Genomic DNA, 13,988 nt, shown 5'->3' with positions numbered 1-13,988 from the left:
GTGATTTGGATAAGTTCGTGCAGCGAGCCCTCTTGCGGCTTCAAGTATGAAGGATATAAGCTCAAACAGCCAACCGCCGTGGGGACCTCGCTGTGACCAACAAAACCTCTCTCAGCTATAAAGACGCAGGCGTAGATATCGATGCCGGTAATGACCTTGTTGATCGCATAAAAGGTGTGGTTAAACAAACTCGTCGCCCAGAAGTGATGGGTGGATTGGGCGGGTTCGGTGCCCTGTGTGCTTTGCCACAAAAATACCGTGAACCTATTTTAGTCTCAGGCACCGACGGCGTAGGCACTAAGCTGCGCCTGGCGATGGACCTGAAACGCCACGATACCATTGGTATCGATTTAGTGGCCATGTGTGTCAATGACCTGGTGGTCCAGGGTGCTGAACCGCTGTTCTTCCTTGACTACTTTGCCACCGGTAAACTGGATGTGGATACTGCCGCCAGTGTGATTACCGGTATCGCCGAAGGGTGTAAACAATCAGGTTGTGCACTGGTTGGCGGCGAAACCGCAGAAATGCCGGGGATGTACCACGGTGAAGATTATGACGTTGCCGGTTTCTGCGTTGGTGTAGTTGAAAAGTCTGAAATCATTGATGGCAGCAAAGTGACACCGGGTGATGCGTTGGTTGCCTTAGGTGCCAGCGGCCCGCATTCCAATGGTTATTCACTGGTACGCAAAATTCTGGAAGTCAGCAACACCAATCCTGAGCAAACTCAGTTGGATGGTAAATCGCTGGCTGACCATTTGCTGGAACCGACCAAAATCTACGTTAAATCCATTCTCAGCCTGATTGAGCAGCTTGATATTCATGCTATTGCTCATCTGACTGGCGGCGGCTTCTGGGAAAACATCCCACGGGTATTACCCGCAGGGACTCAAGCGGTTATCGACGAAGCTAGCTGGCAGTGGCCTGCGGTATTTAGTTGGTTGCAGCAAGCCGGCAATGTCAGTCGCCACGAAATGTATCGTACCTTTAACTGTGGTGTCGGCATGGTTGTTGCGCTCCCGGCAGAACTGGCTGATATTGCCGTTGAGTTACTGACCGCATCCGGTGAGAAAGCCTGGAAAATCGGTGTGATTGCGGCGGCGACTGACGGTGCAGATCAAGTCATCATCAATCCATAACATTGCTGACTCAGCCTGCAGCTTCAAAATCCCGATGAGCTGACTCAAGTCCGTGATTCAGGTGACAAATCTGCCGGGAGCAGATTTCAACGCTGCTTGCAGCGGCCTCAACGAGGCGAGGCCCACGGATGGGCCGAGTAATGCGCGCAGCCAACACCCCGCAGCTTCAAGTACGAAGGGTATATGAAAAAGATAGTGGTTTTGGTCTCCGGCCAGGGCAGTAATCTACAAGCGTTGATCGACGCCCAACAACAAGGGCGTATTTCAGGCACCATCAGTGCCGTGTTCAGTAATAACCCTGATGCTTATGGGTTGGAACGTGCTGAATTGGCGGGTATTCCCCACCATGCAGTGGATGCTAAGTCCTATGCGGATCGCGCCAGTTTTGATTTGGCATTGGCGCAAGCCATTGATCACTATCAACCTGATTTACTGGTGTTAGCCGGTTATATGCGCATTCTCAGTGCAGAGTTTGTTCAGCACTATGCTGGACGAATGTTAAATATCCATCCGTCACTGTTGCCGAAATACCCCGGTCTGCACACTCATCGTCAGGCACTGGAAAACGGTGATCCGGAGCATGGCACCTCAGTGCATTTCGTTACTGAAGAGCTGGACGGCGGCCCGGTTATTCTGCAAGCCAAAGTACCGGTTTTCAGTGAGGATAGCGAAGAGGATGTGGTCGAAAGAGTACAAACTCAGGAACACAGCATTTATCCGCTGGTAGTCAGTTGGTTTACCGATGGCCGTCTTGCTATGCGTGATAATGCCGCCTGGCTGGATGGTGAACGCCTACCTGCGCAAGGCTACGCGGCTGAATAAAACAAGTTAATAAATATTGATTAAAGGCGCGGCCATTAATGGTTAGCGCCTTTTTTAATTCCCCTGTGCTTACCTCTTGTGCTAATAGTATAATTTTTAGGGCAGCAACCGCTGTCGCCAATGAGGAATATGTATGTCTACCACTAACAGCGTCAGGTTACGCCCACTGGAACGGGATGACTTGCCGTTTGTTCACCAGTTAGATAACAATGCCAGCGTGATGCGCTATTGGTTTGAAGAGCCTTACGAGGCCTTTGTTGAACTGTCTGATCTGTATGATAAACATATTCATGACCAGAGTGAGCGCCGCTTTATTATTGAAAGCCAGGGGACAAAAGTCGGTCTGGTGGAGTTAGTTGAAATTAACCATATTCACCGCCGTGCTGAGTTTCAGATAATTATCGACCCAGCTCATCAGGGTCAAGGCCATGCAGGTGCTGCCGCAAGACTGGCGATGGAATATGGTTTTTCGGTACTGAATTTGTACAAACTTTATCTGATTGTTGATAAAGAAAATCAAAAAGCTATCCATATCTATACAAAATTAGGCTTTGAAATAGAGGGTGAATTAAAGCAAGAGTTCTTTATCAATGGTGAATACCGTACTGTAATTCGTATGTGCATTTTCCAGCCACAATATTTGGCTAAATATAAAACACCATCGATAAAGAGTGCTTAATCCGCTGGGGCCAGTTCAGTTGGCCCCAATATCAATTCAACATATTCAGTAAAGAAAAATCATCACTTTCATTGACTTTATCTATGTTAGATAACAGGATACTTTGAGCATTACTCTTGTGCAGGTTAAAGGTACTGTATGAATAGACAATATTAATTATATCATCTTCACTCAGTGTGCCATTGTGTATCACAAAAGCGCTAATAACTGATTTTATAATAAAGAAATCTGTTACGTAGGAATTAAAATCCTTATCAATATCATCAATTTCACTGAGTGCAAACTGATTATTGTAAAAATTATATTGAAAAAAATTACGTAGAATATGAGGGTGTTGGTTAAGCAACGGCATAACTCTGTCATTCCAGGTAGTGCTTAACATCGCCATACGTTCTTCTAGTTGGTTAATATCTACTTCATTCATCAAATGATGAATGAGAAAAGCCATATAATTAAATAGCGTTTTATGTCCCCTAGTACCCATAGCGCTAACCGTATTCCTTTGATATATCATTAGGAAATGCCAACGTGCGTTAGCATTAAAAGTGATCTTTGCAACCTCTTCTCGTATATCGCCAGCCTGCAACTTGGATCGAATAGTCTTATATAACTCAAATATCATCTGTGGTTTATCATCAACCGTACTATCGATACTTTTACAACAGTGGATAAACACATGAACCGCATAAATATTCTCTTCAAAATTATCATTCGGCATGGCCACTATTTGGTTGCAATAATAGTGAATAAATTGCCCTTCAGTATTCATTTTTCTATTATTGAAATACTGTTTTTGGTAGACGGTCTCCTCATGCAGAGTAAATGCATGCGGATTAAACAATACCAACCGGGTAACCTCTGGGCAGGAAAGTGTCAGAGTATTAAATTGTTCTGTCTTGTACTGATGGTTTTCGCGTGGATATGTCGAACAAGTATGACTAAGCGCCTCACTCCCCAAACGTTTATGAACTTCACACAGACGAGACTCATCAAGATAAGGGCAGTTGCCATCGCTTTTAAGGCGTATTTTAGCTCAATTGGATGGGTTTGTGCGCGTAACTATAATATTCTTAACTGCTATGTTTCTAATACTTTGGTTTTGGCTATTTTTATATTTTCGGTAGGTGTTTTTATCGAGACTGATACTCCAACCACTGCAACAGTGGTCACGGCAGTCTGACCCAATACAACTGAAATTCTTAACGAATTCAGGTTGGATAATCTGTAATTCCTTCACTGAATAGATCCCTATTAGTTACTGATAATTTACAGATAACAAACGACACAATCCGCCACTAAGTTAAATACTATTTCACGCCAACAACGATAATAATGAAAAATCTTCTTTTAGCGCCCAAGCCATAACGTCTTGTTTAAATTTCTGGCTTGAGCTGTCCGTGGATTCCCGACACGCATGATAAGAATAGATAATACCAATCACGTCATCTTCGGTTAGCTCCCCATGCTGGCTGGCATAGGCTGAAATGAGTGCTTTCAAATAGAAGAAATCTATAGCTTGTAGATTAAATACTGTAACCGCCGCTTGCTCATCCCCCATCGCCAATTGGTCATGATGAATGCGTAACAGAAAATAATTGCGCCATACTGACGGGTATTTGGTAAAAAAGGGCAATGCATACTGTTGCCATGCATTGTTTAATTGTTGCTTATTATTATTTTGCTCAATCAGGTCATTAGTGGCGTAGCTCAGCAACGGTTGAGCATAAGCCGCCAGCGTATTTCGCCCCCGAATATCAGCCAGTTGTGCAATAAAATCAGCCAAGAAATTTAATCGCTCATCACCGATAGTCGGCTCTCTCTTCGCCGCAGCCAGTTCATGGGCTGCTTGCCCCACCATCATGGTGGCGATAAGTTCAGTGCGCAGGTTGTCTATCTCAACCATTTTAATTTTACTCACGTCATCCCAGGCTTGATAATTATGTAATAAACAATTTATCGCCCAAAGATTTTCTTCAATATTCGGTTGCTGGCTGGCTGCAATTGCCGCACAAGCGCGATTAACCAACCGCTCTTCAATAACAATATCCGGTGCTTTGTAATAGTCATATTGGTTGATAGTAGAAAAACGCAACGTTAGCGCGTCATCGGAAAATAACGCCTGCCGGGTTACTTCAGGGCAAGAGAGTGACATGCTTTTAATTTTCTGATTTTTATAAACATGTTCAACGCGGGGGAAAGTTGCGCAACTGTGACTCAGTGCATGAGCGCCGGCATGTTTGTGAATTTGACATAACCGTTGTTCATCAAGAAAGGGGCAATTCCCCTGACTATCTGGGTGAATATTGGCCCAAGAGGCAAGGCTGGCTTGAGTAACAGAAATCTGGTTAATGGCAATACGTTTAATTTCTGCGTAAGGGCTTTTAATGTATTTTTGATAACGATTTCTATCAAGCGTGACATTTTGGCCTTTGCAGCAGTGTTCGCGACATGCTGTGCCGACACAACTAAATGTCTCCATAAAATCAGGCTGAGTTATCAATAGCTCTTTCACTTAACGCTTCCATTCAATAGTCACCTAAATAACGAGCGGCACATGAAAGTGTAAACTTAAATCGCAATTGATAAATAAAGCAAACACCTTAGAAACTGCTGTACTGGCGCTAAATGTTCAACCGTAACGCCCGGTAATATAATCTTCCGTCCGGCGCTGACGCGGTGAAGTGAACAACGCATCGGTATCGTTATATTCCACCAGGCTCCCTTGATGAATGAAGGCGGTGTAATCCGAGACCCGCGCCGCCTGCTGCATATTATGGGTGACCAGTACCACGGTGTACTGCTGCTTGAGTGTGGTTATCAACTCTTCGATGGTTAGGGTGGATATTGGGTCCAGAGCGGATGTCGGCTCATCGAGCAATAACACCTCAGGTTCAATAGCAATGGCTCTGGCGATGACCAAGCGCTGCTGCTGGCCGCTGGAGAGGCGAAAGGCATTTTCCCGCAACCGGTCCTTCACTTCATGCCACAATGCTGCGGCCCGCAATGAGCGCTCAACAGCATCATCAAGCACCCGACGGTCACGAATCCCCTGCAAGCGCAGGCCATATACCACATTCTCATAAATTGACTTAGGGAATGGGTTGGGCCGCTGAAACACCATGCCAACCCGCCGACGCAATGCGGCAACGTCAGTGGTTTTATCGGTGATAATTTCACTACCTAGCCGGATTTCACCCTCAAGATGGCAGTTATCCAGCAAATCATTCATGCGGTTAAAGCAGCGCAATAAGGTAGATTTACCACAACCAGACGGGCCAATCAGCGCAGTAACACGGTGCTTAGGCACATTAAATGAAATATCGTGCAACACCTGTTTGTCACCATAAAATAAATTGAGTTTTTCGACCGCCAGCGCTGTTTGCTCGTCGGTCAATTGCTGCACATCAAGCAGCGGCAGCGAATCTGGCGTCAAAAGTCCCATATTTCGTCCTGCGGGTTAAAAAGTTCAGTCACAACAATAAACCTCGATATTTTTCACGCAAATGATGGCGAATACCAATAGCCGCTAAATTAAGGCCGACCACAATGATCACCAGCAGCAGAGCTGTGGCAAAGACTAATGGGCGAGCCGCTTCCACATTGGGGCTTTGAAATGCCATATCGTATATCTGGAAGCTCAAATGCATGAACTTACGTTCTAAATGCAGGAACGGGAAGATACCATCGACCGGCAAGAGCGGCGCTGATTTCACCACCCCTACCAGCATCAGCGGCGCGGTTTCCCCCGCAGCCCGTGCCACCGCCAAAATAAGCCCGGTAATCATCGCCGGTGCCGCCATCGGTAACACAATATGCCACAGTGTCTCAGCCTTAGTGGCTCCCAGCGCTTGCGAGCCTTGCCGCAAGCTGGCCGGAATGCGTGATAGCCCCTCTTCGGTGGCAACAATCACCACTGGCAACGTCAGCAGTGCTAGCGTTAACGCCGCCCATAAAACGCCAGGGGTACCGAATGTCGGGTTGGGGAGCGCCTCTGGGTAAAACAGTTTATCCAGTGATCCACCAATCAGATAGACAAAGAAACCGAGGCCAAACACGCCATAAACAATAGAGGGCACCCCAGCCAGATTCACCACAGAAATACGGATCATTCGGGTCAACCAGTTTTTGCCGGCATATTCATGTAAATACACCGCAGCAATCACCCCTAATGGCATGACCACGATAGACATCAATATCACCATCAATACCGTACCAAAAATCGCTGGGAACACACCGCCCTCGGTATTGGCATTGCGCGGATTATCGGTCAGGAATTTCTGAGTTTGTGCTGCCCAATGATGTAGTTTTTGCCCGAAAGTCATGTCATTGGGATACCAGGCGCGGTTAATCTGGCTAAGTGACAGTGGGTGGATTTGCCCATTCATGTCGCGCAATAACAGCGTGTAGCGACTTTGCTCGGTTTGTAGCCCGCGTAATGTTTCCATCATGGCTTGATGGCTACGTTGCAGCGCCCCCCACTCCGCCTCGATACGGTCCTGCGATTTACTGTCAAGGTCGCCATTCATTTGTAGCCGTTTCTTCTCTAGCCGCAACGCCTCAAACTGTTGATTGAGCATATTCATTTGGCGGAACTGAATATCCTGCGCGCGCTTGACCAGACCTTGTATCACAGGAATACGTTTTTGCAGTTCCTGAGCCAAATCATTGCCCACTAACGGTTGGCCGTTATCCAACATGCCCGCGAGGAAACCGTATGCCGTACCATTGTTTTGGCGATCCAGCACCAGCAGATCTTTAGGCAAAGTGCGTTGCTGGATATCACTGTCCAGCAGGCGATGGAAATCCTGACTCTGAATCTCACGGTTACCGGTTTTAATCAAATAGCGGGTTACTGTCTCACCGGCCTGCGACGGTAACATCACGCCGGCTTGTTCTAATTGCTGACGTGACAGCGTCTGCTGTTGATAAATTTCACCAATCATTTTGACCGGGCCTGCCGCCGTTTGCTTAAGCTCAAACAGATAGACCGGGGCGGGCCAGAAATATCGCATCCCTTGGCCTGCCAACAATAATATGATCCCAAGCAACGCCAGCAGGCTGATACTGACAGCACTAGCGGTTAGCCAGATCCACGGGGAACCCGATGCAAACCACTTTTTGGTCACGCCAGACACATTAGGCTTAATGTTCATCACGCCGTCCGCTCCATCTGATAGCGTTCACGCAACCGCAGACGAATAGCCTCGGCCAGTGTATTGACTAAAAAAGTGAAGCAAAACAGCACCAGTGCGGTCAGGAATAGCACCCGATAGTGGCCGCTACCGACGACCGCTTCCGGCATCTCGATAGCGATATTGGCGGCCATCGCCCGTAACCCCTGAAAAATGCTGCCATCAATAATGGGTGTATTGCCGGTCGCCATGAGCACAATCATGGTTTCCCCCACCGCACGGCCAAAACCAATCATCAGTGCAGAGAAGATACCAGCGTAGGCTGAGGGCAGAATGACCCGGGTTAACGTCTGCCACGGGGTCGCCCCTAGTGCCAATGAGCCTTGGCTGAGTGACGGCGGCACACTGAATAGTGCATCCTCTGCCAGCGAAAAGATGACCGGGATCAGAGCAAACCCCATGGCGACACCGACCACCAGCGCATTACGTTGAGAGTAGTTGTCACCCAACCACTCATGTAACGGCCCTCCTAGCACCCACTGCGCCAGTTGTGGTCCCAACCATAATGCGAACCAACCGATCAGCAGGATAACCGGCAACAGCACAATCACGTCCCAGCCCGCAGGTAACCGCCATTGTGTCTTTTCCACCAGACAACTACTCCCCCAGCCACACAATAAAATAGCCAGCGCCAACAGCGGCGGAAGTAGCAGAATTCCCGTCAGATAATGTTCAATTACCGGAGCCAACCAAATACCAGCAATCAAACCTATAACCACGGTTGGGAATGCCCCCATCATCTCAATGGCCGGTTTAACCACTCGCCGCAAACCTGGCGACATAAAATAGGCCGTATAAATTGCCCCCGCCAAGGCCAATGGAACGGCGAATAACATGGCATAGGCGGCCGCCTTTAATGTGCCGAAAATAATCGGTACCAAGCTGAATTTAGCCTGATAGCTTTCTTCGGCCGAGCTTGATTGCCAAACATAGGCTGGCTCAGGGTAATTCTCATACCACACCCGTTGCCACAAGCTACGCCAGCCAATGTCTGGATAGCGATTGTCCAATTGATAGGTAGACCAACCGGCAGCATTCTCAAGCAGCAAACTATCGCCCCAAGGGGAGAACGCGGCGTCGGTAACGCCGTCAGCTAATTTATGTTGCAGCAAAGGCGTTGACTGGATACTGGAGAAGAGTGATAGCTCGCCTTGTGGCGATAATGAGGCAAAGACCCGACGCGCGCGCTCCGTGGTCAATAAGCCCTTACCTGTTGGAGTGAAACTGCGTATGCGCGTCAAGTGAAATTGATTATCCGGCCCTTTCTGCACATCAAACCATTGGCTGATTACACCGCCCGGCGCTTGCACCAGCAACGACTTGCCACCTGGTAGCAAAGAGAGGGTCAATGGCCCATCAGACGCATGCTGGTCATCCAGTAACGACACAGTTTCACGCAATTTCAGTTCCGGGCCAAATTGATAGATAGATAACTGCTGGCCGGATAACAGATAGAGCAAACGCCCGTCAGGTGCCAATAACAGTTGACTGACCGTTTTCGGCACATCCGTCAGTTCAGTGACCTGCTGCCCCTGGGCAGTAAACGTCCCTGCCAGCAAGCGGCCATCATCGGTAACGGCGGCAATGGTAAATTGCTGTGGTTGCGGTTCAGCCAGCACCAAATGCTGTAAGCGTTGGCCTTTCAAATCCATAAAACGCGGCTGTTCACCCAGCGGAAATTGCCAGCGTGGCGGTGTGGCTGAGAAATCGGGTTGCAGTAGAGTAAGACGGCCATTGCTCAGGCCAACGCCATACAAAGGTTGCCCATTGGCTGCACGGCTGATTGATACCGGTGGGGGCGATAACCGCTGTTCGCTTATCAGACTACCTGCTGGGGATGCCCCCAGTGCATTGAGCCGAATAAAGTAGCCATAGCCTTGATTATCAATGCGATATCCGATCTGCCCTTGAATATCAATACCCAGCGCGGCCGTCGGCGCACTGCGAGTGACAGCGAACTGATTATGCAAACTGATAGAGGCCGGTTTAAACAACGGTAATACGGCATACAATAGGTAAACGAAAATCAACATCAGTGTCAGCAGCACTAACAAGCCACTACTCGTCACCGCCATGTGCACTAAACGATCAATGGCAGCCCGGCGCTTATCTCTCCCTGATGGTGTTGCTTTGCCTGTTCGCTGCATACTCTTCGATTGCCCCATGCCCCGTCTACTATTATCAATCCAAGCGTATATCTATACCGCCAGATGACCGAGCATCTTATGTCACTTTTGTGGCGTTTGCATGACAATGTTTTATACCCACCATCTTTCAAAATGCAGGTGTGTTGCTCAAACCCATCTTTGACCAATCTGTCTGTTACTTGCCGCTTTCCTGCAACTTAAGATCGATTGGGTATAAGGTTTAACGGACAAAGTTAACTAATGATATCTGTTGGACTTTCTTGTCAAACTTTCGCAATAATGATTGAGGACACTAAATACTCCCACAATAATCTTACTGGAGTTGCAATGGGTCAGGAAAAGCTCTACATCGAAAAAGAACTTAGCTGGTTATCTTTTAATGAGCGGGTATTGCAGGAAGCAGCAGATAAGAGCAATCCACTCATCGAGCGGATGCGATTTCTTGGCATTTACTCCAATAATCTGGACGAATTCTATAAAGTCCGATTTGCCGATCTGAAACGGCGCATTTTGATCAGCGAAGAGCAAGGCTCTGCCGTGACCTCTCGCCATTTGCTGAAAAAAATTCAGAGCAAAGTGGTGAAAGCCGATCAAGAATTTGATGGGTTATATAATGATCTTTTACTGGAAATGGCGCGTAATCAGATCTTCCTGATTAATGAACGGCAGATTTCCGAAAATCAGCAAGCCTGGCTAAAAATCTATTTTAAACAGCATCTGCGCCAACACATTACGCCGATCTTGATTAACCATGACACCAACCTGGTGCAGTTCTTAAAAGACGATTACACCTATCTAGCGGTGGAGATTATCCGCGGGCAGGAAATTGCCTATGCCCTGCTGGAGATTCCTTCAGATAAAGTCCCGCGTTTTGTCAATTTGCCACCAGAAGCACCTCGCCGCCGCAAGCCAATGATATTACTTGATAATATATTGAGATTTTGCCTCGATGAGATTTTTAAAGGCTTCTTTGATTACGATGCGCTAAACGCCTACTCCATGAAGATGACCCGTGATGCCGAATATGATTTGGTCACTGAAATGGAATCCAGCCTGCTGGAGCTGATGTCGTCGAGCCTTAAACAGCGCCTGACGGCAGAGCCGGTGCGCTTTGTTTACCAACGTGATATGCCCGATGAGATGGTGGAATTACTGCGCAATAAATTGGGTATCTCTAATGATGACTCGGTTATTGCAGGTGGCCGTTACCATAACTTCAAAGACTTTATCAGCTTCCCGAATGTGGGCAAAAGCAATCTGGTTAACCGGCCAATGCCGCGCCTGCGCCATATTTGGTTTGATAAATTCCGCAATGGCTTTGATGCTATCCGTGAACAAGATGTCCTGCTGTATTACCCTTATCACACCTTTGAACACGTATTGGAATTACTGCGTCAAGCCTCTTTCGATCCCAGCGTATTAGCGATTAAAATCAATATTTATCGGGTCGCCAAGGATTCACGCATCATAGAATCGATGATCCATGCCGCCCATAACGGCAAGAAAGTCACGGTAGTGGTAGAGTTACAGGCGCGCTTTGATGAAGAAGCCAATATCCACTGGGCCAAAAGCCTGACCGCCGCTGGTGTACACGTTATTTTCTCAGCACCTGGTCTGAAGATCCACGCCAAATTATTCCTGATTTCCCGCCTTGAAGGCGAGGAGATCGTGCGCTATGCCCATATCGGTACCGGCAACTTCAATGAGAAGACCGCCCGAATCTATACCGACTACTCATTACTGACCGCTGATGCCCGTATTACCAATGAAGTACGGCGGGTGTTTAACTTTATCGAAAATCCTTATCGCCCGGTCAAATTCGATAATCTGATGGTGTCACCGCAGAACTCGCGCTTAATGTTGTATCAATTGATTGATCAGGAAATTATTCATGCTCAGGCCGGAGAAAGCGCCGGTATTACCCTGAAGATAAATAATTTAGTAGATAAAGGTCTGGTAGATAGGTTATATAGCGCCTCCAGTGCTGGGGTAAAAATCCGATTATTGGTACGTGGCATGTGCTCGTTAATCCCCAATATGCCGGGGATCAGCGATAATATTCAGGTCACCAGTATCGTTGACCGTTTCTTGGAACATGACCGGGTCTATGTGTTCGAGAATAAAGGCGACAAACTGGTGTATCTCTCTTCAGCTGACTGGATGACCCGTAATATCGATTACCGTATTGAAGTCGCGGTCTCATTGCTGGATCCGAAATTAAAACAACGGGTGCTAGATATTTTAGAGCTGTTATTCAACGACACGGTAAAAGCCCGTTATATTGATAAAGAACTGAGTAATCGTTATGTACCGCGTGGTAATAGGCGCAAAGTACGTGCACAGATTGCCATCTATGATTATTTAAAAGCGCTGGAACAACCAGACGCATCGAGCTAAAACTATGCCGCTATCCAACAGTTCATCGACCACCAAGCCGCAGGAAATTGCAGCTATCGATTTGGGTTCTAACAGTTTTCATATGGTCATTGCCCGGGTCGTCAACGGCGCGCTACAGGTTTTAGGTCGCCTAAAGCAGCGCGTACATCTGGCTGATGGTTTGGACCACAATAACATGCTTAGCGAAGAAGCCATCGAACGGGGTTTAGCCTGTTTGGCGCTGTTTGCAGAACGCTTGCAGGGTTTCTCACCTGATAATGTGTGTATTGTTGGCACTCATTCGCTGCGCCAAGCTGCTAACGCAGAGGCATTCCTCAAGCGGGCGGCGGCGGTTATTCCGTATCCGATCGAAATCATTTCCGGCCAAGAAGAGGCCCGTCTGATTTTTATGGGCGTCGAACACACTCAGCCGGAAAAAGGCCGCAAGCTGGTCATTGATATTGGTGGGGGTTCAACAGAGTTAGTTATTGGTGAAGATTTTGAGCCTCTGTTGGTAGAGAGTCGCCGTATGGGGTGCGTGAGTTTTGCCCAGCAGTTCTTCCCACACGGTGAGATAAGTAAGGCCAATTTCAAACGTGCCCGTCTTGCGGCAGCACAGAAACTGGAAAATCTGGCATGGCAATACCGCATTCAGGGTTGGCAATATGCGCTGGGGGCATCCGGTACCATTAAGGCCACCTATGAAGTGTTAGTGGAAATGGGCGAAAAAGACGGTTTGATAACACCAGAGCGCCTCGAAATGCTGGTTGAGCAAGTGTTACAATTCAAACACTTCTCAGCCCTGAGCCTGCCGGGATTATCAGAAGATCGCCAGTCGGTATTTGTACCAGGCTTGGCTATCTTGTGTGGGGTATTTGATGCGTTAGCAGTCAAAGAGTTACGCTTATCCGACGGCGCGCTGCGCGAAGGCGTGCTGTATGAGATGGAAGGCCGTTTCCGCCATCAGGATATTCGTCAACGCACGGCAAAAAGCCTGGCGGAACACTATAATATTGACCGCGAACAAGCCCGCCGAGTGCTGGAAACAACCGAACAACTTTATACCCAGTGGTTAGCGCAGAACACCAAGTTGGTGCAGCCGCAGCTTGAAGCATTGTTGAAATGGGCGGCAATGTTGCACGAAGTGGGTCTGAGTATTAATCACAGTGGGATGCACCGCCATTCTGCCTATATCCTGCAAAACACCAACTTACCGGGCTTTAATCAGGAGCAACAACTGCTGCTGGCAACGTTGGTACGAATGCATCGTAAAGGCATCAAGCTGGATGAATTACCGCGTTTAAATTTATTCAAGAAAAAGTATTATTTACCGTTAATTCAGTTATTACGTTTGAGTACGTTACTGAATAATCAGCGTCAGTCGACTACCACGCCAGAGAGTCTGCGTTTGATAACTGACGATAGCCATTGGACATTACGTTTCCCCGTCGGTTATCTGACACAAAATAATCTGGTACAACTGGATTTTGAGCGTGAGCAGGCATACTGGGATGATGTAGTAGGCTGGAAGCTGATCATTGAAGAAGAAGAACCAGAAGCAGCGGATGTGGTTACCGTCAAAGAGTAATCAGAATCAATCCCGATGAGCTGACTCTCGTCAGTGATTCGGGTGACA

Annotated in this window: 10 protein-coding genes; 5 read left to right on the top strand and 5 right to left on the bottom strand. The window is 47.6% G+C overall.

Going from position 1 to position 13,988, the window contains the following annotated elements; genetic code table 11:
• Window positions 1-92: 92 nt before the first annotated feature.
• From purM to speG, 3 genes are all read left to right on the top strand, one after another.
• Window positions 93-1,136 carry a phosphoribosylformylglycinamidine cyclo-ligase gene (gene purM, locus V1955_RS05475; RefSeq protein ID WP_083163287.1) on the top strand — a complete coding sequence of 348 codons (1,044 nt, stop codon included), beginning with the start codon at window positions 93-95 and terminating at the stop codon, window positions 1,134-1,136.
• A 183-nt stretch (window positions 1,137-1,319) separates the two neighbouring features.
• Window positions 1,320-1,958, top strand: a complete 639-nt coding sequence (purN, locus tag V1955_RS05470) for a phosphoribosylglycinamide formyltransferase (RefSeq protein ID WP_442820615.1) — start codon at window positions 1,320-1,322, stop codon at window positions 1,956-1,958.
• 133 nt (window positions 1,959-2,091) lie between these two features.
• A complete protein-coding gene (gene speG / locus V1955_RS05465) occupies window positions 2,092-2,637 on the top strand; it encodes a spermidine N1-acetyltransferase (RefSeq protein ID WP_083163283.1) in 546 nt (181 codons plus the stop codon).
• Window positions 2,638-2,668: 31 nt separating this feature from the next.
• Here the strand turns inward: speG and fliB (V1955_RS05460) are convergent, their stop codons facing one another.
• From fliB (V1955_RS05460) to V1955_RS05440, 5 genes are all read right to left on the bottom strand, one after another.
• Entirely contained in the window at window positions 2,669-3,664 is a 996-nt protein-coding gene (fliB, locus tag V1955_RS05460) for a flagellin lysine-N-methylase (RefSeq protein WP_442821421.1), read from the bottom strand.
• Between the two features lie 285 nt (window positions 3,665-3,949).
• A complete protein-coding gene (gene fliB / locus V1955_RS05455) occupies window positions 3,950-5,149 on the bottom strand; it encodes a flagellin lysine-N-methylase (protein WP_083163279.1) in 1,200 nt (399 codons plus the stop codon).
• Between the two features lie 117 nt (window positions 5,150-5,266).
• A complete protein-coding gene (gene pstB / locus V1955_RS05450) occupies window positions 5,267-6,079 on the bottom strand; it encodes a phosphate ABC transporter ATP-binding protein PstB (RefSeq protein WP_083163277.1) in 813 nt (270 codons plus the stop codon).
• Window positions 6,080-6,107: 28 nt separating this feature from the next.
• On the bottom strand, window positions 6,108-7,790 hold the full coding sequence (pstA, locus tag V1955_RS05445; protein ID WP_442821420.1) for a phosphate ABC transporter permease PstA: 1,683 nt from the start codon (window positions 7,788-7,790) through the stop codon (window positions 6,108-6,110).
• A complete protein-coding gene (locus tag V1955_RS05440; protein WP_442820614.1) occupies window positions 7,790-9,976 on the bottom strand; it encodes an ABC transporter permease subunit in 2,187 nt (728 codons plus the stop codon). Before V1955_RS05440 ends, pstA begins: the two co-directional genes overlap by 1 nt.
• Window positions 9,977-10,303: 327 nt before the next feature.
• On the opposite strand from V1955_RS05440, the gene ppk1 reads away from it, so the two are divergent.
• A complete protein-coding gene (gene ppk1, locus V1955_RS05435) occupies window positions 10,304-12,373 on the top strand; it encodes a polyphosphate kinase 1 (protein WP_083163271.1) in 2,070 nt (689 codons plus the stop codon).
• Between the two features lie 4 nt (window positions 12,374-12,377).
• Window positions 12,378-13,940 (top strand): exopolyphosphatase, encoded by a 1,563-nt coding sequence (gene ppx, locus V1955_RS05430; protein WP_083163269.1) that lies wholly within the window; start codon window positions 12,378-12,380, stop codon window positions 13,938-13,940.
• Window positions 13,941-13,988: the final 48 nt, after the last annotated feature.

Source organism: Yersinia sp. 2545 StPb PI (assembly GCF_052217125.1).
GTDB classification, from domain to species: domain Bacteria; phylum Pseudomonadota; class Gammaproteobacteria; order Enterobacterales; family Enterobacteriaceae; genus Yersinia; species Yersinia enterocolitica_E.
Note: the sequence above shows the minus strand (reverse complement) of the source record. Positions and strands in the feature narration are given on the sequence as shown.